The sequence below is a fragment of the Klebsiella sp. 141203 genome, assembly GCF_032601985.1.
GTDB classification, from domain to species: Bacteria; Pseudomonadota; Gammaproteobacteria; order Enterobacterales; family Enterobacteriaceae; genus Klebsiella; species Klebsiella aerogenes.
In genome coordinates this window covers 219,204-242,214 of record NZ_JAQIRL010000005.1, presented here as the reverse complement: position 1 = coordinate 242,214, position 23,011 = coordinate 219,204, and the positions used below count along the sequence as shown (strand labels likewise).

At 58.4% G+C, this 23,011-nt stretch carries 17 protein-coding genes; 11 read left to right on the top strand and 6 right to left on the bottom strand.

Going from position 1 to position 23,011, the window contains the following annotated elements; genetic code table 11:
- Nucleotides 1–164: 164 nt before the first annotated feature.
- Nucleotides 165–1,475 (top strand): MFS transporter, encoded by a 1,311-nt coding sequence (locus PGR29_RS20105; protein WP_113374408.1) that lies wholly within the window; start codon nt 165–167, stop codon nt 1,473–1,475.
- Nucleotides 1,476–1,519: 44 nt separating this feature from the next.
- Here PGR29_RS20105 and PGR29_RS20100 read toward each other — a convergent pair whose 3' ends face one another.
- Complete coding sequence (locus PGR29_RS20100; protein ID WP_113374407.1) at nt 1,520–2,704, bottom strand: sugar efflux transporter; 1,185 nt, start codon at nt 2,702–2,704, stop codon at nt 1,520–1,522.
- 163 nt (nt 2,705–2,867) lie between these two features.
- Nucleotides 2,868–3,020: a glucose uptake inhibitor SgrT gene (gene sgrT / locus PGR29_RS20095; protein ID WP_015704385.1), complete on the bottom strand. Its 153-nt coding sequence runs from the start codon at nt 3,018–3,020 to the stop codon at nt 2,868–2,870.
- 87 nt (nt 3,021–3,107) lie between these two features.
- On the opposite strand from sgrT, the gene sgrR reads away from it, so the two are divergent.
- The 4 genes from sgrR to thiQ all read left to right on the top strand — a co-directional run bounded on the left by sgrR (nt 3,108) and on the right by thiQ (nt 8,306).
- Nucleotides 3,108–4,763 (top strand): HTH-type transcriptional regulator SgrR, encoded by a 1,656-nt coding sequence (gene sgrR / locus PGR29_RS20090; RefSeq protein WP_316425190.1) that lies wholly within the window; start codon nt 3,108–3,110, stop codon nt 4,761–4,763.
- 288 nt (nt 4,764–5,051) lie between these two features.
- The gene (gene thiB / locus PGR29_RS20085) at nt 5,052–6,035 is read left to right on the top strand and encodes a thiamine ABC transporter substrate binding subunit (RefSeq protein WP_045411562.1); all 984 of its coding nucleotides are present in this window, start codon (nt 5,052–5,054) and stop codon (nt 6,033–6,035) included.
- Nucleotides 6,011–7,621 carry a thiamine/thiamine pyrophosphate ABC transporter permease ThiP gene (thiP, locus tag PGR29_RS20080; RefSeq protein WP_316425189.1) on the top strand — a complete coding sequence of 537 codons (1,611 nt, stop codon included), beginning with the start codon at nt 6,011–6,013 and terminating at the stop codon, nt 7,619–7,621. The genes thiB and thiP overlap by 25 nt, the downstream gene beginning before the upstream one ends.
- A complete protein-coding gene (gene thiQ / locus PGR29_RS20075; protein ID WP_113374404.1) occupies nt 7,605–8,306 on the top strand; it encodes a thiamine ABC transporter ATP-binding protein ThiQ in 702 nt (233 codons plus the stop codon). Before thiP ends, thiQ begins: the two co-directional genes overlap by 17 nt.
- On the opposite strand, the gene PGR29_RS20070 is transcribed toward thiQ, so the two are convergent.
- Both PGR29_RS20070 and araC read right to left on the bottom strand, forming a co-directional pair.
- Entirely contained in the window at nt 8,293–9,060 is a 768-nt protein-coding gene (locus PGR29_RS20070) for a DedA family protein (protein ID WP_308957712.1), read from the bottom strand. The two genes, thiQ and PGR29_RS20070, sit on opposite strands and share 14 nt — an antisense overlap.
- 128 nt (nt 9,061–9,188) lie before the next feature.
- Nucleotides 9,189–10,034, bottom strand: coding sequence for an arabinose operon transcriptional regulator AraC (gene araC / locus PGR29_RS20065; protein WP_015368277.1), 846 nt, complete (start codon nt 10,032–10,034; stop codon nt 9,189–9,191).
- Between the two features lie 336 nt (nt 10,035–10,370).
- On the opposite strand from araC, the gene araB reads away from it, so the two are divergent.
- The 6 genes from araB to rluA all read left to right on the top strand — a co-directional run bounded on the left by araB (nt 10,371) and on the right by rluA (nt 20,826).
- The gene (gene araB, locus PGR29_RS20060) at nt 10,371–12,080 is read left to right on the top strand and encodes a ribulokinase (RefSeq protein ID WP_047740054.1); all 1,710 of its coding nucleotides are present in this window, start codon (nt 10,371–10,373) and stop codon (nt 12,078–12,080) included.
- Between the two features lie 10 nt (nt 12,081–12,090).
- The gene (araA, locus tag PGR29_RS20055; protein ID WP_047037966.1) at nt 12,091–13,593 is read left to right on the top strand and encodes an L-arabinose isomerase; all 1,503 of its coding nucleotides are present in this window, start codon (nt 12,091–12,093) and stop codon (nt 13,591–13,593) included.
- A 53-nt stretch (nt 13,594–13,646) separates the two neighbouring features.
- Nucleotides 13,647–14,342 carry an L-ribulose-5-phosphate 4-epimerase gene (gene araD, locus PGR29_RS20050; protein WP_113374401.1) on the top strand — a complete coding sequence of 232 codons (696 nt, stop codon included), beginning with the start codon at nt 13,647–13,649 and terminating at the stop codon, nt 14,340–14,342.
- A 416-nt stretch (nt 14,343–14,758) separates the two neighbouring features.
- A complete protein-coding gene (gene polB / locus PGR29_RS20045; protein ID WP_316425187.1) occupies nt 14,759–17,116 on the top strand; it encodes a DNA polymerase II in 2,358 nt (785 codons plus the stop codon).
- Between the two features lie 131 nt (nt 17,117–17,247).
- Nucleotides 17,248–20,154, top strand: coding sequence for an RNA polymerase-associated protein RapA (rapA, locus tag PGR29_RS20040; protein ID WP_087860909.1), 2,907 nt, complete (start codon nt 17,248–17,250; stop codon nt 20,152–20,154).
- Between the two features lie 12 nt (nt 20,155–20,166).
- The gene (gene rluA, locus PGR29_RS20035; RefSeq protein WP_002888348.1) at nt 20,167–20,826 is read left to right on the top strand and encodes a bifunctional tRNA pseudouridine(32) synthase/23S rRNA pseudouridine(746) synthase RluA; all 660 of its coding nucleotides are present in this window, start codon (nt 20,167–20,169) and stop codon (nt 20,824–20,826) included.
- A gap of 62 nt (nt 20,827–20,888) precedes the next feature.
- Here rluA and citX read toward each other — a convergent pair whose 3' ends face one another.
- Nucleotides 20,889–21,428 carry a citrate lyase holo-[acyl-carrier protein] synthase gene (gene citX / locus PGR29_RS20030; protein ID WP_113374398.1) on the bottom strand — a complete coding sequence of 180 codons (540 nt, stop codon included), beginning with the start codon at nt 21,426–21,428 and terminating at the stop codon, nt 20,889–20,891.
- 169 nt (nt 21,429–21,597) lie between these two features.
- Nucleotides 21,598–22,962 carry a 2-hydroxycarboxylate transporter family protein gene (locus PGR29_RS20025; protein WP_015368284.1) on the bottom strand — a complete coding sequence of 455 codons (1,365 nt, stop codon included), beginning with the start codon at nt 22,960–22,962 and terminating at the stop codon, nt 21,598–21,600.
- Between the last annotated feature and the right edge of the window lie 49 nt (nt 22,963–23,011).

Below are 23,011 nucleotides of genomic sequence, written 5' to 3'. Positions count from 1 at the left end.
TACGCTACAACGAGTCAATATCAGATTCACATCAAATATTATTTGATATTTTCTTTTGTGCGTAACAAAGCGTTGCCATTCATAGACCCAGTCTATGAATCATTAAAATATTTCTGCATGCATAAATACATGCAAAAATATTTTAAACTTTAAAGGAAATCTTTATGTCTATACCTGGCTCTCAAGGAAGCCTGGCGTCATCGCCCGGCACGCTAAAAAGAAGCAGAACGCGTATTTTTATTTTAACGCTGTTATCGCTGGGTACGATGATCAATTATCTCGATCGTACCATTCTTGGAATCGTCGCTCCAAAATTAACCACTGAAATCCACATTGACCCGGCAATGATGGGCATTGTTTTTTCCGCTTTTGCCTGGACTTATGCGCTGGCGCAAATTCCTGGCGGCATGTTTTTAGACCGTTTCGGTAATAAATTGACCTACGCCCTGTCCATCTTCTTTTGGTCACTATTTACCCTACTGCAAAGTTTCTCTCTGGGGCTGAAATCTTTGCTCCTTCTGCGTCTGGGGCTAGGTGTCAGCGAGGCCCCCTGCTTTCCGGCCAATAGCCGCATCGTCAGCAAATGGTTTCCCCAGCATGAACGCGCCAGAGCCACCGCCACTTATACAGTTGGGGAATATATTGGATTAGCCGCCTTCTCGCCATTGCTATATTTAATTCTTGAACATCACGGCTGGCGAACCTTATTTTTCCTGACCGGCGGGCTGGGTATTTTATTCACTTTCGTATGGTGGCGTTTTTATCATGAGCCACATGAATCAAAAACGGCAAATAAAGCAGAGCTGGATTATATTGGCGCCAACCAGATTACCAATACGAGTGAAAATATTCCATTTAACTGGCGCGATGCCAAACGGCTACTCTGCTGCCGACAAATTATCGGCGCCAGTCTGGGGCAGTTTGCCGGTAACACTACGCTAGTCTTTTTCCTTACCTGGTTCCCCACTTACCTGGCCAACGAACGCCATCTGCCGTGGCTTCACGTGGGATTTTTCGCCACCTGGCCATTCCTGGCCGCCGCGGTTGGCATCATCTTCGGCGGCTGGCTTTCCGACAGGCTACTTAAGCGTACCGGTTCGGCAAACATAAGCCGAAAACTTCCAATAATTTCCGGACTGCTCCTTTCTAGCTGCATTATCGCCGCTAATTGGGTCAGTGCGAATTCGACGGTGATTATTATCATGTCGATCGCTTTCTTTGGTCAGGGAATGGTCGGTTTGGGCTGGACGTTAATATCTGATATTGCCCCGGATAATATGGCTGGGTTGACCGGCGGTATATTTAACTTCTGTGCCAATCTGGCCTCAATTATCGCACCACTCATCATTGGCGTGATTATATCAGCCACCGGTAACTTCTTTTATGCCCTCATTTACGTTGGGGTGACCGCACTGATCGGGGTGATTGCCTACATCTTTATCATCGGCGACATCAAGCAAATCGTGCTGAAATAACGCTATCCCGCGCCGGGCCAGCATGGCCGGCGCGGGAGAATGACTTAAATATCTTTAACCCTACTGGTCAAAAACAGCGTCAGCAGCGAAATCGCCGCGATTGTCCAGTAAACGCTGGCATGACCATAGCTTTGCGACAGCGCTCCCTGAATCACCCCGGCCAGAATCACCCCGGTGGAGATACTGTTGGTAAACAGCGTGGTCGCCGCCCCGGCGCGCCCCGGCATCAGGTCCTGGAACCACAACATGCCGATCCCGGCGATGATACCGATGAAGATGGCGTTGAATAACTGTAGCGCCAGCAGCGCCGTGCGGCCATGGAACATAATCAGCCCCACATAGAACAGCACGCCAGCGGCGACTGCCGCCACCATCATTTTGCGTTTCCCCCAATGCTTAACGTAGTAGCCGGCCAGGATCATCGCCGGAATTTCAAGACCGGCAGCCGTTCCCATCAGTATCCCCGCCAGGCTATCCGGCAGGCCAAGATCGCTACTGATCCACAACGGCATATCGATGATATACATCGTGTTGCAGGTCCACATCAACGTAGAAGCGATAAACAGCATGCGCACGTTTTTATCGCGCCAGCCGCCTTCCAGCTCCGGCAGGCTGCTGCCTTCCTGCAGTTGCGTCACTCGCGCCACCGAAGGCAGCTTAAAGGCAATCAGCGCCAGGCTGATGACAAAAATCCCGGCGGCGATGGAGAACATGGTCATAAAGCCATAATTCAACGCCAGCATAAAAGCCAACGGTGGGCCAATGACCCACGCCAGCGACAGCTGAGCGCGCATCACCGAGCTGAACATGACCACTTCGCGGGCAGAGCTATCGGCGTATTCGCGGGCGAGGGCAAACAGCTGCGGCATTGCCGCATTAGCGACCGACGCCAGCATGACGCCACAGGTGATAAGCGTCAGATAATGGCGGTTGAAAGCGAATAACAGCGCGTTACCCACCGCCATCAGGCAGCAGAACATAATTAACCGCCGACGATCGCCGCGGCTATCGGATCGTTTGGCCAGCGCCAGGCTCACCAGGATACCGGCAATCGCATTCACCGTATAAAACAGGCCGACCCAGAACGGCTGTGCGCCGACTTCACGGCTGAGAAACAGACTAAGCGTCGGCGCCTGCAGCGCCCCGGCCACGCCCATCATAAAAGCCACCAGCATAAAGGCGGCATAGACGCCGTTTAACCGTCGCCCCATCGTCATCAACCACAGCATGAAATGTCCTTAACACACGCGAAGTAAACGAAAAAAGCCAGCAGAAGCAATCTGCTGGCGGGTGATTCTATACTCTGTGGATTTCGAGTTGCAGCCAATACGCTTGCAGCCTGAAAGACGGCGAGTATAACACCAATACTCAGTCACACATGATGTCGGCAAGTCAACGATCGGAGGTCGGCGACGTAACTCCCCACTGCATCAATTCCTCCAGCATTTTCTGCTGCCTTCCTGCTAACTGGCGGGCCAGCCAGGACGCGCCCTGCGTCGCAGAAAAGTACCGTTGATAGAACTGCTTAGTGGTTGACCTCGTCATATTCATCTCCTTACTTCATCGAGGTTCATTATTGGCTTAATATAGGAACTCATAAATTGCTGAGTTTTCGTCAGGAGTTCCTCTTTTATGCCTTCCAGCCGTCTGCAACAACAGTTCATCCGCCTGTGGCAATGCTGCGACGGCAGGTCGCAGCAGACCACCCTCAACGAACTGGCGGAAATGCTTAGCTGTTCGCGCCGCCATATGCGCACCTTGCTCAACCTGATGGAAGCGCGCGGCTGGCTGGCGTGGGAATCCGAAGCCGGGCGCGGCAAGCGTTCCAGGTTGACCTTCCTTTATACCGGTCTGGCGCTGCAGCAGCAGCGTGCCGAAGATTTACTGGAGCAGGATCGCATCGATCAGCTGGTGCAACTGGTTGGCGATAAAACGGCGGTCAGGCAAATGTTGATCTCCCATCTTGGCCGCAGTTTCCGCCAGGGGAGGCACATTCTGCGCGTGCTCTACTATCGGCCGATGAAGAATCTACTGCCCGGCAGCGCCTTGCGCCGTTCGGAGACCCACATCGCGCGGCAAATTTTTAGCGCCCTGACGCGGGTAAATGAGGAAAATGGGGAACTGGAGGCCGATATCGCCCACCACTGGCAGCAAATTTCGCCTAACCACTGGCGCTTTTTCCTGCGTCCCGGCATTCATTTCCATCATGGCCGGGAGCTGGAGATGGCCGACGTTATCTCCTCGCTACAGCGCAGCAGCGAACTGCCGCTATTTTCCCATATCGAGCGCATCGTCTCGCCGACCGCCTGGACGCTGGATATTCACCTCAGCCAGCCGGACCGTTGGCTGCCCTGGCTGTTAGGCCAGGTCCCGGCAATGGTGCTGCCGCGGGAATGGCGGACGATGGAGAACTTTTCCAGTATGCCTATCGGTACCGGCCCTTACGCGGTCGCGCGCAATAATCAAAACCAGTTGAAAATCCATGCCTTTGAAGAGTACTTCGGCTACCGGGCGCTGATCGATGAGGTTAACGTCTGGGTGCTGCCGGAAATTAGCGAAGAACCCAACGGCGGCTTAACCCTGCAGGGTAATACTGAAAGCGAAAAAGCCGTAGAGAGCCGCCTGGAAGAGGGGTGCTATTACCTGCTCTTTGATAGTCGCAGCCCGCTGGGCGGCAATGATGACGTGCGCCGCTGGTTAAGTTATCTGTTCCAGCCAGCCAATCTGCTGTATCACGCCGGCGAGCACTATCAAGGTAACTGGTTCCCGGCCTACGGCCTGCTGCCGCGCTGGCACCACGCCCGCAGCCACGCCTGCGAAAAACCAGCCGGTCTGGAGTCAGTCACCCTCACCTACTATCGCGATCATGTGGAACATCGGGTCATTGGCGGGATCATGCGGGCGCTGCTGGCGGAACATCAGGTGAAGCTGAACATTCAGGAGCTGGAGTATGATGACTGGCATCGCGGCGAAACGGTGAGCGATATCTGGCTCAACAGCGTCAATTTCACGCTGCCGATCGATTTTTCCCTGTTCGCCTATTTATATGAAGTGCCGCTCATGCATCACTGCATTCCCATCGACTGGGAGGCAGACGCCAACCGCTGGCGCGCGGGCGAATTCAACCCGGCGACCTGGAGCCAGCAACTGCTGGAGAAACAGCATATTGTTCCGCTGATTCACCACTGGCTTATGATTCAGGGCCAGCGCAGTATGCGCGGCGTGCGCATGAACACCCTCGGCTGGTTTGACTTTAAATCGGCGTGGTTCGCCCCGCCGGAGCCCTGAATGCTTTGCGTCATCTAACAAAATCATTACACTATCGCCGTTCTCAACGGGGTGCTAATAAACATACGCAATATCATTCAAGTTGCATCAAGGCAGCAAGCGGGTGAATCCCCTGGAGCATAGATAACTATGTGGCTGGGGTGAGCGCGCGAAGCTAACGCAGATGCGGCTTGAAGGATGAAGCGTATGGGCTGAGAAAATACCCGTCGAACCTGATCCGGATAACGCCGGCGAAGGGATTTGAGGCCTACTCAAAATCCTTTGCCTCCCCATATATTGAGGTGCAAAGTGTTGAAAAAACTGCTTCCCCTGCTGGCGCTGGTCGCCGCCCCGGTCTTTGCTAAACCGGTCCTGACCGTTTACACCTATGATTCATTCTCTGCCGACTGGGGTCCTGGCCCAGCGGTTAAAAAGGCATTTGAGGCCGACTGCGGCTGCGAACTGAAATATGTCGCCCTCGAAGATGGCGTCTCGCTGCTGAACCGGCTGCGAATGGAAGGCAAAAACAGTAAAGCCGATGTCGTGCTCGGCCTTGATAACAATCTGCTGGCAGCCGCGGCGCAGAGCAAACTGTTTGCCAAAAGCGGCGTGCCGGCCAGCGCAGTCTCCGTACCCGGCGGCTGGGATAATGACACCTTCGTGCCTTACGACTACGGCTACTTCGCCTTCGTATATGACAAAAACAAGCTGAAAAACCCGCCGAAAAGCCTGAAAGAGCTGGTCGAGAGCCCGCAGAAATGGCGCGTGATCTACGAAGACCCGCGCACCAGTACGCCGGGGCTCGGTCTGCTGCTGTGGATGCAAAAAGTGTATGGCGATAAGGCGCCGGAAGCCTGGCAGAAGCTGGCGGCCAAAACCGTCACCGTCACCAAGGGCTGGAGCGAAGCCTACGGCCTGTTCCTGAAAGGCGAAAGCGACCTGGTGTTGAGCTACACCACCTCGCCGGCTTATCACCTCATCGAAGAGAAAAAAGATAATTATGCCGCGGCGGACTTTACCGAAGGCCACTATCTGCAGGTTGAAGTCGCCGCGCGTACCGCCGCCAGCAAGCAACCGGAACTGGCGGAGAAGTTCCTGAAATTTATGGTCTCACCAGGCTTCCAGAACGCCATTCCCACCGGCAACTGGATGTACCCGGTAACCCAGGTCGCGCTGCCGGCCGGCTTCAATACGCTAACCAAACCGCAAACCACGCTGCAGTTCACCCCGCAGCAGGTCGCTGCTGAACGTCAAAACTGGATCGGTTCATGGCAACGCGCCGTCAGCCGCTAAGTTTCGGCTGGCTGATCCCCGGCGCCGCGGCGGCTTTCTTACTGGTCATCGTAGCGCTGGCGGCGTTTCTGGCGCTGTGGCTGGAAGCGCCGCAGGCGCCCTGGCAGACGATCCTCAGCGATAGCTATCTCTGGCACGTCGTACGCTTCTCTTTCTGGCAGGCGTTTTTGTCGGCGCTATTTTCCGTGGTGCCGGCGATATTCCTCGCCCGCGCCCTGTATCGCCGCCGCTTTCCGGGGCGCACGCTGCTGCTGCGCCTGTGCGCGATGACGTTGATCCTGCCGGTACTGGTGGCGGTGTTCGGCATCCTCAGCGTCTATGGCCGCCAGGGGTGGCTCGCCGCGCTGTTCCACGCGCTCGGCTGGCAGTGGGATTTCTCGCCATACGGCTTACAGGGTATCCTGTTGGCCCATGTGTTCTTTAATATGCCGATGGCGACCCGCCTGCTGCTGCAGGCGCTGGAAAACATTCCCGGCGAACAGCGGCAGATCGCCGCTCAGCTCGGGATGCGCGGTTTCGTCTTCTTCCGTCTTGTGGAATGGCCGTGGCTGCGTCGGCAGATCCCGCCGGTGGCCGCGCTGATTTTTATGCTGTGCTTCGCAAGTTTCGCCACCGTGCTGTCGCTCGGCGGCGGGCCGCGGGCCACCACCATTGAGCTGGCTATCTATCAAGCGCTAAGCTTTGATTACGACCCGGCGCGGGCGGCGCTGTTAGCGATTATTCAAATGATCTGCTGCCTTGGGCTGGTGCTGCTGAGCCAGCGCCTGAGCAAAGCCGTGGCGATCGGCGCCAGTCAGGTGCAAGGCTGGCGCGACCCCGACGACCGTCTGCATAGTCGCCTGTGTGATTACGCGCTGATCGCCGTCGCTCTGCTGTTGCTGCTACCGCCGCTACTGGCGGTGATCGTCGATGGGCTCAACGTCAATCTGCCGAAGGTGCTGGGCCAAGCCGCACTGTGGCAGGCGCTGTGGACCTCGCTGCGTATCGCCCTCGCCGCCGGTGTGCTCAGCGTCATTCTGACCATGATGCTGCTGTGGAGCAGTCGCGAACTGCGCGCCCGTAACCTGCCGCTGGCCGGGCAGACGCTGGAACTCAGCGGTATGCTTATTCTTGCCATGCCGGGGATTGTGCTGGCGACCGGCTTCTTCCTGCTGCTCAATAACAGTATCGGCCTGCCGGAATCCGCCGACGGGATTGTCATCTTTACCAACGCGCTGATGGCAATCCCCTATGCCCTGAAGGTGCTGGAAAACCCAATGCGCGATATTGCCGTCCGCTATGGCGCCCTGTGTCAGTCGTTGGGGCTACGAGGTTTTAACCGGCTGCGGGTGGTGGAGCTGCGGGCGCTGAAACGGCCGCTGGCGCAGGCCCTGGCTTTCGCCTGCGTGCTGTCGATTGGCGACTTCGGCGTGGTGGCGCTGTTCGGCAATGAATCCTTCCGCACGCTGCCTTTCTATCTGTATCAGCAGATCGGCTCCTACCGCAGCCAGGACGGCGCGGTCACCGCGCTCCTGCTCCTGCTGCTGTGCTTTATCCTTTTTACTTTGATCGAGAAACTACCGGGACGCGATGCTAAAACTCAATGATGTCACCTGGCTGTATCAGCATTTGCCGATGCGATTTACGCTCAGCGTCGAGCGCGGAGAGCGCATCGCCGTGCTCGGTCCCAGCGGCGCCGGAAAGAGCACGCTGCTGAATCTGATTGCCGGGTTTCTGCCCCCCGCCAGCGGTAGCCTGCTGATCGACGGCGAGAAGCATAACGCCACGCCGCCGGCGCAACGCCCGGTTTCTATGCTGTTTCAGGAGAACAACCTGTTTAACCATCTCACCGTCCGGCAGAATATTGGCCTCGGCATCCACCCCGGCCTTAAGCTGAACCGCGAGCAGCACGCGCAGGTCATGGCGATAGCCGGGCAGATGGGAATGGATACATTGCTGGATCGCTTGCCTGGCGAGCTATCCGGCGGCCAGCGGCAGCGGGCGGCGCTGGCCCGCTGTCTGGTACGCCAACAGCCGGTGCTGCTGCTTGATGAACCCTTCTCGGCGCTCGATCCGGCGCTGCGTCAGGAGATGCTGACGCTGGTCGCCGATGTCTGTCAGCGGCAGCAGTTGACGCTGTTGATGGTATCGCACAGCGTGGAGGATGCGGCGCGCATTGCGCCTCGTTCCATCGTGGTCGCCGAAGGGCGCATTGCCTGGGACGGCGCCACTGACGATCTGTTAAGCGGCAACAGCAGTGCCTCGGCGCTGTTGGGAATTAGCGCGAAATGACCTTATGCAGGATCTCAAGATAGACCGGCATCAGGGGATGGCGGAAAACAAATGTTAGCGCCGCTACCGCCAGCGCCGCCATCAACGGCGCCAGCCACAGCAGGCGTCCGCGCGGTAGCCAACGGGTCAGGCGATCGCCGGAGGTTTTCGCGCTCCGCCACAGCCGCCAGCACAGCCAGCCCGCCAGCCACGCCAGCAGCGCCGCGCCCAGCAGCAGCCATTTGAAGCTGGCGCTGTTTTCATCGGCAGGAATATCAATCGCCGCCCCCGCCAGAATACCGGGGAGGAAATAGAGCGGCGGCCAGAGCAGGCAGCCAATAATATTCGGCAGCACGAACTTCGCCACCGGCAGGTCGAGCATCCCGGCCACCATCGGCACCAGCGGCCGCGTCGGCCCGACAAAGCGGCCAATCAGAATCGTCACCATGCTGTGCTGGTGCAGCGCGTGTTCGGTTTTCTCCAGCAGCGCGCGATTTTTTTTCATAAACGACCAGCGGTGTAACGGCTTTTTAAAGCGCCAGCCGAGCCAGAATGAGATCCAGTCTCCCAACAGGCAGCCGACAATCCCCGCCAGCCACGCCTGCCAGAAGTTAACTTCGCCGCTGCCGATGAGCGCCCCCAGACCAGCCATCATAACCGTGCCGGGTAAGATAAGCCCCACCAGCGCCAGCGACTCAAGAAATGCCACCAGCATCACGGCTATCAACGAGTAGATCGTGGATTGGGTGATAAAGTGTTCCAGCAATGCCTGCATAATGTACCCGGTTAAAAAACGAAGCCCGGATTCTCCGGAGCCGTCACGTCGTCGTCAAGCCACCAATTGTCTTAATAGTTTACTGGCTGTGACATTTAAGCGGGTCATCATTTCACTTTCTTTACTTTTTATTCACATCCTGCGCGGAATTCACTGGGGCTGGCGCCGGTGCATTTTTTAAAGACCCGCGAAAAATAGAGCTGATCTTCGAAGCCAACGTTGCGGCCGACGCTGGCAATCGGCATCCGGGTAGTACTCAACAGCAGTTTAGCCTGGCTAATTCGCTGATCTTCCCGCCAGCCAAGTACGCTTATCCCCAACTGCTGGCGAAACAGATGCGACAAACGAGAAGGTGACAAACAGACGTGCTGGGCGACGCTGGCGATATCGAAATGGCTGTCCGCCAGATGGTCGCTGATGTACTGGCAGGCGTCGCGCACCCGGTTATCCAGCGGCGGATGCAGCGATTCGTTAATCGCCTCCATGCGCCGCAGTAGCAGCTGTTCCAGCAGGTTAATCGCCAGCAGTTCGGAATAACGCCCCGCCCCCTGTCCGGCATCGACAATCTGCCCGAATAGTTCGCCAAACCGCGCCTGCCATTGTTCATCCGGGCGGAAGAAACCGGTATGGGCGAAGATCGTCGGCCAGTTGAGCCATTCATGCCAGTAGGCGCGTGGGCGGAAATAGACCCACTGGTGATACCACTCGCTGGCGTCGGGATGGCGGCCATAGTGATGAATCTCCCCCGGCGGAAACAGCAGCATATCGCCGGGGCGACAAACGAACTGTTCGCCGTGGTTGTTGATCACCCCCTCGCCGCGGATCGTCAGGTTGAGAATATAGCCTTTCATGCCCAGCGGACGGTCGATAAAGAAATCGAGATATCCCTGCGCCTCAATCGGCGTCAGGCCGGTGACCAGATGGGCGTTAAAGGAATAGCCCGGAAGCAGCGGATCGTTTTGCGTTTCGGCCATAAGCGTCGTTCTCCACGAGGTATTTTTGACACCAATTGTCCATATTCATCATTTTATCGCCATCCGCGCCGTTGCGACTGCGATACCGGTGGGAATTTAGACAAAAACCCGCACGGCGAGCGAAAAAAGCGCTACCAGCACGCATTTCGCGTTGATCCAGCGCATAACAAAAGTGTCTATAAATACGGCAGGAAAGTCCACATCGAATATTTGCACGGCGTCACACTTTGCGTGGTGACAGCAATATAGTCCATAAGATTAGCGAATACGGCCTGACGGATTTATCCGGGGATATCTACTGTTGCTGCATGAATGATTTCAGCATGGAGTAACAAGATGGCAATTGCGATTGGCCTCGATTTTGGTAGTGACTCAGTACGCGCGCTGGCGGTGGAATGCGCTACCGGCGCGGAACTGGCCGCGAGCGTAGAGTGGTATCCACGCTGGCAGGAAGGGCTGTTCTGCGATGGGCCGAATAACCGCTTCCGCCATCACCCGCGTGATTACATTGAATCCATGGAATCAGCGCTGAAAAGCGTCCTGGCGGCATTAAGCGCTGAACAACGGGCGACGGTGGTCGGTATCGGCGTCGACAGCACCGGCTCAACCCCGGCGCCGATTGATGCGGACGGAAACGTGCTGGCGCTGCGCGAAGAATTCGCTGACAACCCGAACGCCATGTTCGTGCTGTGGAAAGATCATACCGCGGTGGAAGAGGCGGAGGCCATCACCCGCCTGTGCCACGCGCCGGGTAAAGAAGATTACTCGCGCTATATCGGCGGCATCTACTCCAGCGAATGGTTCTGGGCCAAGATCCTCCACGTCACGCGCGAAGATAGCGCCGTCGCGCAGGCCGCGGCGTCGTGGATTGAACTTTGTGACTGGGTGCCCGCCCTGCTTTCCGGCACCACCCGCCCGCAGGATATCCGTCGCGGTCGCTGTAGCGCCGGACACAAATCGTTGTGGCACGAGAGCTGGGGCGGACTGCCGCCCGCCAGCTTCTTCGACGAACTCGACCCGATTATTAACCGCCACCTTGCCTGGCCGCTGTTCCGCGACACCTGGACTGCGGATCTCCCCGTCGGCAATCTGACCGCCGAATGGGCGCAGCGCCTCGGCCTGCCGGAGACGGTGGTCATTTCCGGCGGCGCCTTCGATTGCCATATGGGCGCGGTCGGCGCCGGCGCGCAGCCTAACGCATTGGTTAAAGTGATCGGCACCTCCACCTGCGACATTCTGATCGCCGATAAACAGAGCGTGGGCAACCGCACGGTGAAAGGTATCTGCGGCCAGGTGGACGGCAGCGTGGTGCCGGATTTCATCGGTATGGAGGCCGGTCAGTCGGCATTCGGCGATATCTATGCCTGGTTTGGCCGCATTCTCGGCTGGCCGCTGGAACAGCTTGCCCAACAGCACCCTGAATTGCGCGAGCCAATCAAAGCCAGTCAAAAACAGTTGCTGCCGGCGCTCACCGAAGCCTGGGCCAATAATCCGTCCCTCGATCACCTGCCGGTGGTGCTGGACTGGTTCAACGGCCGCCGCACGCCGAACGCCAACCAGCGGCTGAAAGGCGTTATTACCGATTTAAATCTGGCCACCGACGCCCCGGCATTGTTCGGCGGATTGATTGCCGCCACCGCCTTCGGCGCTCGCGCCATTATGGAGTGCTTCACCGAGCAGGGCATTCCGGTGAATAACGTGATGGCACTCGGCGGCATCGCGCGCAAGAACCAGGTCATCATGCAGGCCTGCTGCGACGTCCTGAACCGTCCGCTGCAGATTGTCGCCTCCGATCAGTGCTGCGCGTTGGGCGCCGCCATCTTCGCCGCCGTCGCCGCGGGCGTCTATCCGGATATCCCCGCCGCGCAGCGCAACATGGCAAGCGAGGTGGAAAACACCCTGCAGCCGCGCGCGCAACAGGCGCAGCGTTTCGAACAACTGTATCAGCGCTACCAGCAGTGGTCGGCTAGCGCGGAACAACACTATCTCCCTTCGGCTGCAAAGGCGGAAAACGCCCCGCAATCTCCGGCAGCGCTCACCCATTAAGGATACGAAAATGACGATTTTTGATAACTATGAAGTATGGTTCGTAATTGGCAGCCAGCACCTGTATGGCCAGGAGACCCTGCGCCAGGTAACGAAACATGCCGAACATGTGGTGAATAGCCTGAATGCGGAAGCAAAACTGCCGTGCAAGCTGGTGCTGAAACCACTCGGCACCACGCCGGATGAAATCACGCATATTTGCCGCGACGCCAACTACGATGATAAATGCGCCGGATTAGTGGTCTGGTTGCACACCTTCTCACCGGCGAAAATGTGGATCAACGGCCTGACGCTCCTCAACAAGCCGCTGCTGCAATTCCATACCCAATTCAACGCCTCCCTGCCGTGGGACAGCATTGATATGGACTTTATGAACCTTAACCAGACCGCTCACGGCGGCCGCGAATTCGGCTTTATCGGCGCGCGCATGCGCCAGCAGCACAGCGTCGTCACCGGCCACTGGCAGGATAAAGAAGCGCACCAGCGCATCGGCGCGTGGATGCGTCAGGCGGTTTCGAAGCAGGATACCCGCCATCTGAAAGTGTGCCGCTTCGGCGATAACATGCGAGAAGTGGCGGTAACCGACGGTGATAAAGTGGCGGCGCAGATTAAGTTCGGCTTCTCGGTCAACACCTGGGCGGTAGGCGATCTGGTGCAGGTGGTGAATAGCATCAGCGACGGCGATATCAACGCGCTGGTCGATGAATACGAAAGCAGCTACCGCCTGACGCCAGCAGCGCAGGTGCACGGCGATAAGCGCCAGAATGTGCTGGACGCCGCGCGCATCGAACTGGGGATGAAACGCTTCCTTGAACAAGGCGGTTTCCACGCCTTTACCACCACCTTTGAAGACCTTCACGGCCTGAAACAGCTGCCGGGTCTCGCCGTACAGCGCCTGATGCAGCAGGGCTACGGCTTTGCCGGCGAAGGCGACTGGAAAACCGCCGCTCTGCTACGCATCATGAAAGTGATGTCGACCGGTCTGCAGGGCGGCACCTCCTTTATGGAGGATTACACCTATCACTTCGACAACGGCAACGATCTGGTGCTGGGCTCGCACATGCTGGAAGTGTGCCCGACTATCGCTACCGCCGAGAAACCGATCCTCGACGTCCAGCCGCTGGGAATTGGCGGTAAGGCCGATCCGGCCCGTCTGATCTTCAACACCCAAACCGGCCCGGCGATCGTCGCCAGCCTGATTGATTTAGGCGATCGCTTCCGCCTGCTGGTCAACACCATCGAAACCGTCGCGACGCCGCACGATCTGCCGAAGCTGCCGGTGGCCAACGCCCTGTGGCAGGCGCAGCCGGATCTGCGCACCGCGTCGGAAGCCTGGATCATCGCCGGCGGCGCGCACCATACCGTCTTCAGCCATGCGTTAACCCTCGACGATATGCGCCAGTTTGCCGAGCTGCAGGATATTGAGCTGGCCGTCATCGACAACGATACCCGCCTGCCGTCGTTCAAAGACGCGCTGCGCTGGAATGAAGTCTATTACGGTAGCAAACGCTAAGCGCACAAGCAGAATGCCCGATGACAATCCGCTCATCGGGCAGGGAGAACAAGATGTTAGAAGATCTCAAACGCCAGGTGCTGGAGGCCAACTTAGCGCTACCGCAGCATAATCTGGTGACCTTAACCTGGGGTAACGTCAGCGCCGTCGATCGTGACAAAGGGGTATTGGTTATTAAACCCTCCGGCGTGGATTACGGCCTGATGACCGCTGACGACATGGTCGTCGTCAGTCTGGAGACCGGTGACGTGGTGGAAGGCAACAAGAAACCCTCTTCCGATACGCCGACCCATCGCCTGCTATACCAGGCGTTTCCGTCGCTTGGGGGGATTGTGCATACCCATTCGCGCCACGCCACCATCTGGGCGCAGGCCGGGCAATCTATTCCGGCGACCGGCACCACCCACGCTGACTATTTTTATGGCCCGGTCCCCTGCACCCGGTTGATGACCGATGCGGAGATCAACGGCGAATATGAGTGGGAAACCGGCAACGTGATTGTCGAAACCTTCCGTCAGCAGGGCATCGACCCGGCGCAAATGCCCGGCGTGCTGGTGCATTCCCACGGCCCGTTCGCCTGGGGTAAAAACGCCGAAGACGCGGTGCACAATGCCATCGTGCTGGAGGAGATCGCCTATATGGGAATTTTCTGCCGCCAGCTGGCGCCGCAACTGCCGGATATGCAGCAGACGCTGCTCGATAAGCACTATCTGCGTAAACACGGGGCTAAAGCCTACTACGGCCAGTAACGACCGCTGGTTGGGCCGTGTTGTAGAAACTGTTGTCGGTTTACAACTGTTTTGGTCCGGGAAAAATGTGTGTTTTGTGTTAATTCAGAGCACATTGCGCTCCCAGGCTCTGGCCACCAGCACCGGCAGTTTCAGTAGCCACAGGTACAAGGTAGAGACCTTAAGCTCACAATGGCACGAACCGTAGGCCGGATAAGGCGCAGCCGCCATCCGGCGCAAAGCGGCACCTGATCCGCGGATATTGCCCGGCGGCGCTGCGCTTGCGCGGGCCTACAGATCACATGCCGGGCGTAGCCCGGATGAGGCGCAAGCCGAAATCCGGGGCAACCGCGGCGCTGAATGCCTGTATAAAACCCCAGCACCCATCATGAAACCAGGCTATAATCAGGCCTGGTTTTTTATCGTTGAGAGCACGCGTGACGCAGCCGCAAGCAGGATTTTTACTCACCCGTCACTGGCGGGATACCCCGCAGGGAACGGAACTGGCCTTCTGGCTGGCGACCGATAACGGCCCGCTGCAGGTCACGCTGCCGCCGCAGGAATCCGTCGCGTTTATTCCTGAAGCGCAGCGGTCGCAGGCTGAAAGCCTGTTGCAGGGTGAAAACGGCTACCGTCTGGCCCCGCTTGCGCTAAAAGATTTCCACCGCCAGCCGGTTTTCGGCCTGTACTGCCGCGCGCATCGCCAGCTGATGCGGCTGGAAAAAAAGCTGCGTGAAAACGGCGTCACCGTTTACGAAGGCGATATCCGCCCGCCGGAGCGTTACCTGATGGAGCGCTTTATCACCGCCCCGGTGTGGGTAGAAGGCGAAACGCGCGGTTCGCAGCTGGTTAACGCGCGCATGAAACCTAATCCGGATTACCGCCCGCCGCTGAAATGGGTCTCGCTGGATATCGAAACCAGCCGCCACGGCGAGCTCTACTGCATCGGCCTGGAAGGCTGCGGCCAGCGGGTGGTCTACATGTTAGGCCCCGAGCCCGCCACGCCGCCGGATGTGGGCTTCAGCCTGGTCTATGTCGCCAGCCGCCCGCTGCTGCTGGAAAAGCTCAACGCCTGGTTTGCCGAACACGATCCCGACGTGCTGATCGGCTGGAATGTGGTGCAGTTCGATCTGCGGGTCCTGCAAAAACACGCCGAGCGCTACCGCATCCCGCTGCTGCTCGGCCGCGGCAATAGCGAGCTGGAGTGGCGCGAGCACGGTTTTAAGAACGGCGTCTTTTTCGCCCAGGCCAACGGCCGGCTGATTATCGACGGTATCGAAGCGCTAAAATCGGCGTTCTGGAACTTCTCCTCATTTTCACTCGAGGCCGTCGCCCGTGAGCTGCTGGGCGAAGGCAAAGCTATCGACAATCCGTGGGATCGGATGGACGAAATCGATCGCCGCTTCCATGAAGATAAACCGGCGCTGGCGACCTATAACCTACAGGATTGCGAGCTGGTGACGCGGATCTTCCACAAAACGGAGATCATGCCGTTTCTGCTCGAACGGGCGACGGTCAACGGTCTGCCCGCCGATCGCCACGGCGGATCGGTCGCCGCCTTCAGTCATCTCTATTTCCCGCGCATGCACCGGCTGGGCTACGTGGCGCCGAATCTCGGCGAAGTTCCCCCGCAGGCCAGTCCCGGCGGCTACGTCATGGACTCCCGCCCCGGCCTGTATGACTCAGTGCTGGTGCTGGACTACAAAAGCCTGTATCCGTCGATCATCCGCACCTTTTTAATCGACCCAGTCGGCCTGGTTGAGGGACTGGCGCAGCCCGATGACCGCCACAGCACCGAAGGGTTTCTCGGCGCCCGCTTCTCGCGCGAAAAGCACTGCCTGCCAGGCATCGTCGGGCAGATCTGGCACGGCCGCGATGAAGCCAAGCGTCAGCACAATAAGCCGCTGTCGCAGGCGCTGAAGATCATCATGAACGCCTTTTACGGCGTGCTGGGGACCAGCGCCTGCCGCTTTTTCGATCCACGGCTGGCGTCGTCGATCACCATGCGCGGCCACGCGATCATGCGCCAGACCAAAGCGCTGATTGAAGCCCAGGGCTATGACGTTATCTACGGCGATACCGACTCCACCTTCGTCTGGCTCAAGCGCCCGCATAGCGAAGCGCAGGCGGCGGAAATCGGCCGCAAACTGGTTGCCTATGTCAACGACTGGTGGGCGCAGGAACTGAGCAAAAGCCAGCTGACCAGCGCGCTGGAGCTGGAGTATGAAACCCACTTTTGCCGCTTTTTAATGCCGACGATCCGCGGCGCCGATACCGGCAGTAAAAAGCGTTATGCAGGGATGATTCAGGAAGGCGATGCCCAGCGCATGGTGTTCAAGGGGCTGGAGACGGTACGCACCGACTGGACGCCGCTGGCCCAGCAGTTTCAACAGGAGCTGTACCTGCGCATCTTCCGCCATCAGCCGTATCAGGAATATGTACGGGAGACTATCGCCAGGCTGATGAACGGCGAGCTCGATGAGCAGCTGGTTTATCGCAAGCGCCTGCGCCGACCGCTGGCGGAGTATCAACGCAACGTGCCGCCGCACGTGCGCGCCGCGAGGCTTGCCGATGAACACAACGTGAAGCTTGGGCGGGCGCAGCAGTATCAGCAGCGCGGCACCATTAAATACGTCTGGACTACCGGCGGCCCGGAGCCGGTGGATTACCAGCAGTCGCCGCTCGATTACGATCACTATCTGTCAAAGCAATTGCAGCCGGTGGCGGAAGGAATCCTTCCCTTCGTCAACGACGACTTTGCTACAATAGTGACAGGGCAACTGGGGCTATTTTGACAGGTGACTAACACCGCGGCATCCAGTACCATAGCGCCCTTTCCATTCCTGGACCCAATTTTGATTCCTCAGCGTAACTATGCTGAGGATGCACTATTGCCTGCAATTAAAGAACAAAGAGCCGAACACATATGCCTTTTACACTTGGTCAACGCTGGATTAGCGATACAGAGAGCGAACTAGGACTAGGGACAGTGGTAGCGCTGGATGCGCGAATGGTCACTCTCCTTTTCCCCGCCATCGGCGAAAACCGTCTGTACTCTCGCAACGATTCCCCGATCACCCGCGTAATGTTTAACCCGGGCGATACCATTACCAGCCACGAAGGCTGGCAGCTCCACGTTGACGAAGTAAATGAAGAAAACGGGCTGCTGTCCTACACCGGCACCCGCCTGGATACGCAAGAAGAAAATGTTACCCTGCGCGAAGTCCTGCTCGACAGCAAGCTGGCCTTCAGCAAGCCGCAGGACCGCCTGTTCGCAGGGCAAATCGACCGGATGGACCGCTTTGCCCTGCGCTACCGCGCGCGTAAGTTCCAGAGCGAACAGTACCGCATGCCGTGGAGCGGCCTGCGCGGCCAGCGCACCAGCCTGATCCCGCATCAGTTGAACATCGCCCACGACGTAGGCCGTCGTCACGCGCCGCGCGTTCTGCTGGCCGATGAAGTGGGCTTAGGTAAAACCATCGAAGCCGGGATGATCCTGCACCAGCAGCTGCTCTCCGGCGCCGCCGAGCGCGTGCTGATCGTGGTCCCGGAAACCCTCCAGCACCAGTGGCTGGTGGAAATGCTGCGCCGCTTCAACCTGCGTTTCTCGCTGTTTGACGACGAACGCTATGCCGAAGCGCAGCACGACGCCTACAACCCGTTCGAAACCGAACAGCTGGTTATCTGTTCCTTAGACTTCGTGCGCCGCAGCAAGCAACGCCTGGAGCACCTGTGCGACGCCGAGTGGGACCTGATGGTGGTCGATGAAGCGCACCACCTGGTGTGGAGCGAAGAGGCGCCGAGCCGTGAATATCAGGCTATTGAACAGCTGGCCGAACGCGTGCCGGGCATTCTGTTGCTGACCGCGACGCCGGAACAGCTGGGCATGGAGAGCCACTTTGCGCGCCTGCGTCTGCTGGATCCAAACCGCTTCCACGATTTTGAACAGTTTGTTGAAGAACAGCAAAACTATCGCCCGGTCGCCGACGCCGTCGCCCTGCTGCTGGCAGGCAACAAGCTGAACGATAATGAACTCAACACCCTTGGCGATCTGATCGGCGAACAGGACATCGAGCCGCTGCTGCAGGCCGCCAACAGCGATCGTGAAGATGCTCAGGCCGCGCGCCAGGAGCTGGTTTCGATGCTGATGGACCGCCACGGCACCAGCCGCGTACTGTTCCGTAACACCCGTAACGGCGTGAAAGGTTTCCCGAAACGCGAGCTGCACACTATTCGCCTGCCGCTGCCGACCCAGTACCAGACGGCCATCAAGGTCTCCGGCATCATGGGCGCGCGCAAAACCGCGGAAGAGCGCGCGCGCGACATGCTCTATCCGGAGCAGATCTATCAGGAGTTTGAAGGCGATACCGGCACCTGGTGGAACTTCGATCCGCGCGTCGAGTGGCTGATGGGTTACCTGACCAGCCACCGTTCGCAGAAGGTGCTGGTGATTTGCGCCAAGGCCGCCACCGCGCTGCAGCTGGAGCAGGTACTGCGCGAGCGCGAAGGTATTCGCGCCGCGGTATTCCATGAAGGGATGTCGATTATCGAACGCGACCGCGCCGCGGCGTGGTTTGCCGAAGAAGACACCGGCGCGCAGGTGTTGCTGTGTTCCGAAATCGGCTCCGAAGGGCGTAACTTCCAGTTCGCCAGCAACCTGGTGATGTTCGATCTGCCGTTTAACCCGGATCTGCTGGAGCAGCGTATTGGCCGTCTCGACCGTATCGGCCAGGCGCACGATATCCAGATCCACGTGCCGTATCTGGAAAAAACCGCGCAGTCGGTGCTGGTGCGCTGGTATCACGAAGGGCTCGACGCCTTCGAACATACCTGCCCGACCGGTCGTACCGTCTACGATAGCGTTCACGACGACCTGATTAACTACCTTGCCGCGCCGGAATCCACCGATGGTTTTGACGATCTGATCAAATCCTGCCGCCAGCAGCATGAAGCGCTGAAAGCGCAGCTGGAACAGGGCCGCGACCGTCTGCTGGAGATCCACTCCAACGGCGGCGAAAAAGCGCAGGCCCTGGCGGAGAGCATCGAAGAGCAGGATGACGATACCAGCCTGATCGCCTTCTCGATGAACCTGTTCGATATCGTCGGCATCAACCAGGATGACCGCGGCGAAAATCTGATCGTCCTGACTCCATCCGATCATATGCTGGTGCCGGATTTCCCGGGCCTGCCGGAAGATGGCTGCACCATCACTTTCGAGCGTGACGTGGCGCTGTCGCGTGAAGATGCGCAGTTCATCACCTGGGAACACCCGCTGATTCGCAACGGTCTGGATCTGATCCTCTCCGGCGATACCGGCAGCAGCACCATTTCTCTGCTGAAGAACAAGGCCCTGCCGGTCGGCACGCTGCTGCTGGAGCTAATCTACGTCGTCGAAGCGCAGGCGCCGAAGCAATTACAGCTTAACCGCTTCCTGCCGGCGACCCCGGTTCGCATGCTGCTGGATAAAAACGGCAACAACCTCGCCGCGCAGGTGGAGTTCGAAAGCTTCAACCGCCAGCTGAGCGCGGTCAATCGCCACACTGGCAGCAAGCTGGTCAATGCGGTGCAGCAGGACGTTCACGCGATTCTGCAACAGGGCGAAGCGCAGATAGCCAAAGCGGCGCAGGCGCTGATCGACGCGGCGCGTAACGAAGCCGATGATAAACTGACGGCGGAACTGTCGCGTCTCGAAGCGCTGAAAGCGGTGAACCCGAACATCCGTGACGACGAACTGGCGGCGATCGAAAGCAACCGCCAGCAGGTGATGGATGCGCTGGCGCAGGCAGGATGGCGTCTGGACGCGCTGCGTCTGATCGTCGTCACTCACCAGTAACGGAACGCGAAAATGGCGATGGAAAACTACAATCCGCCGCAGGATCCCTGGCTGGTGATTTTGTATCAGGATGAGCACATTATGGTGGTCAACAAGCCGAGCGGCTTGTTGTCCGTGCCCGGCAGGCTGGAGGAGCATAAGGATAGCGTGATGACGCGTATCCAGCGCGATTTCCCGCAGGCCGAATCGGTGCATCGCCTGGATATGGCCACCAGCGGCGTGATTGTGGTGGCGCTGAATAAGGCCGCCGAGCGTGAACTGAAACGTCAGTTCCGCGAACGCGAGCCGAAGAAGCAGTACGTCGCCCGCGTCTGGGGTCATCCGCAGCCTGCGGAAGGCCTGGTGGATTTACCGCTGATTTGCGACTGGCCGAACCGGCCAAAGCAGAAGGTGTGTTATGAAACCGGCAAAGCGGCGCAAACCGAATATGAAGTGCTGGAGTACGCGGAGGACAACACCGCCCGCGTGCGCCTGAAGCCGATTACCGGGCGCTCGCATCAGCTTCGCGTGCATATGCTGGCGTTGGGACATCCGATCCTCGGCGATCGCTTTTACGCCACGCCGGAGGCGCTGGCGATGGCCCCGCGCCTGCTACTGCACGCCGAAACGTTAACCATCACCCATCCCGCTTACGGCAACGCAATGACCTTCCGCGCGCCGATCGACTTTTAAGTCGTTATCCGGACGCCCCCGGTTGCGCTTCGCCGCCGGGGAAATCTCTAACGCAAACGCGATTAATCGCGGGCGAACCACGCATCAATCATCTGCTCGACGCGAGCGACCACCAGCTCGGTGTCGTGACGACGGCTGCGCGCGCAAGCGTGGGCCGGCTCATCGCACAGCAAGCAGCGGCGCATCGATTCGCCCTGTGCCTGGCGGCTAATCAGCCCCGCTTGCGGACAAATGACATCGATATCCCACAGGCGACCCAGCGGATGATTCTGTTCCAGTTCGCTGCATAGCGCTTTGATCTCTTCCGCGGAGTGCTCAACGCACCACATCGCTTCCGGGCCGGTAGGCAGCCACAACACCTGGCGGTCGAGCGTTTTCCAGCGCTGCTGCCACAGAAGTTGGTCACAGGCCTGCAGCGCAACACCCATCATATTGCGATAGCGAATACTGTCTTTTACCGCCCCTGGCGTTACCAGGGTGAGAGAAATGACCGGTTGTTGATAATGGTTGAGCCAGTCTTGTTGACGGGCTGCGCGCTGCTCTTTCGCCGCCAGCAGATTTTCCATGCTGACGCCCGCCCGGGCGGGAGTATGCACTGACATTCTTTCCTCTCCTTTAATGATCAAAAAGGCAGCTCGGAGCTGCCGTCGCTATCGCGGATAACGCCGCCTATTGTATCGCTAATTGCACAGAATTTAGGACGCAGGACAAAGAAATTTTCTTCGTCCTGCGGAGGGAAATGGCAGTTTTTGCTATTAGCGCAGAACTAAATCACGATAAGAAATGACTTAAGAACAGCAGCCCTAACGACACATTAATCGCGCCGCCGATACGGGTAGCTATCTGAGCAAACGGCATCAGGTTCATACGGTTGCCGGAAGTCAGGATAGCGACGTCGCCGGTGCCGCCCTGCCCGCTCTGGCAACAGGAGACAATCGCCACATCGACCGGATGCATCCCCATTTTCTTGCCGACGAAGAACCCGGTGGCCACCAGCGCCGACACGGTGCAGACAATGACCAGCAGGTTGGTCAGCGTGAAGGCGTTTACCAGCTCCTGCCACGGGGTAATCGCCACGCCAACGGCAAACAGAATCGGGTAAGTCACCGCGGTGCGGAAGAATTTATACACCACCTGCGAGCCCTCCTGCAGGCGCGGCGAAACCACATTCGCCAGCTTCAGTAGCACCGCGAGGAACAGCATGCCAACCGGCGCCGGCAGGCCAATCAATTTGTGTCCCAGCATGCCCATCATATACAGCAGCACCGCCAGCAGCGCGCCGGAGGCCAGCGTCGCCACATCCGTTTTACCGCCAAATCCTTCGCTTTCGCTCAGGCTGCGGGTTTCATTACTGCGGTTAGGCATTAGCTGGCCTTCGCCGGTCAAATGTGGGAAGCGCTTACCGAGCTGGTTCAAACAGCCGGCAATGACGATCGCCGTCAGGCTGCCCAGCATCACCATCGGCAGCACGCGTCCCAGCGCAACGCCCTGATCCATATGCATCAGCGCCGCATAGCCAATCGACAGCGGGATCGCCCCTTCGCCCACGCCGCCGGCCATAATCGGCAGCACGATAAAGAAGAAGACCTGGAAGGGATCCATCCCCAACAGGCTGCCAACTCCCACGCCGACCAACATACCGACGACCTCGCCGCACAGCATCGGCAGGAAGATCTTCAGGAACCCCTGAATCAGCGTGGTGCGGTTCATGCTCATAATGCTGCCAACGATAATGCAGCAGATGTAGAGATAAAGAATATTGGTCGATTTATAGAATTTGGTGGTGGATTCAACCACCACATCCGGCAGCAGGCCGTAATGGACCAGCGCGGAAGGAATAAAGGTGGCGCAAATCGCCGCCGCGCCAAGCTTGCCGAGTACCGGCAGGCGCTTGCCGAACTCGCCGCAGGCGAAACCGAAGAAGGCCAGCGTCGCCACCATCACCACGATATCGCTCGGCAGCTTGCCGCCAAGGCAATCCAGCGCGATAAGACCACCGGCCAGCAAAAATAGCGGCAGCGGGATAATCCCCACTTTCCAGCTATCCATCACGTGCCACCAGCGCTGCTTCAACGAGGCTTTCGGTTTGTTAATAGGTTCAAGGGTTGCAGAGAATGCGTTGTCTGTGGTGCTCATAAATTCAGCCCTGTAGTTATTATTCCTGTTCAGGGTAGAGGGCCGGGCG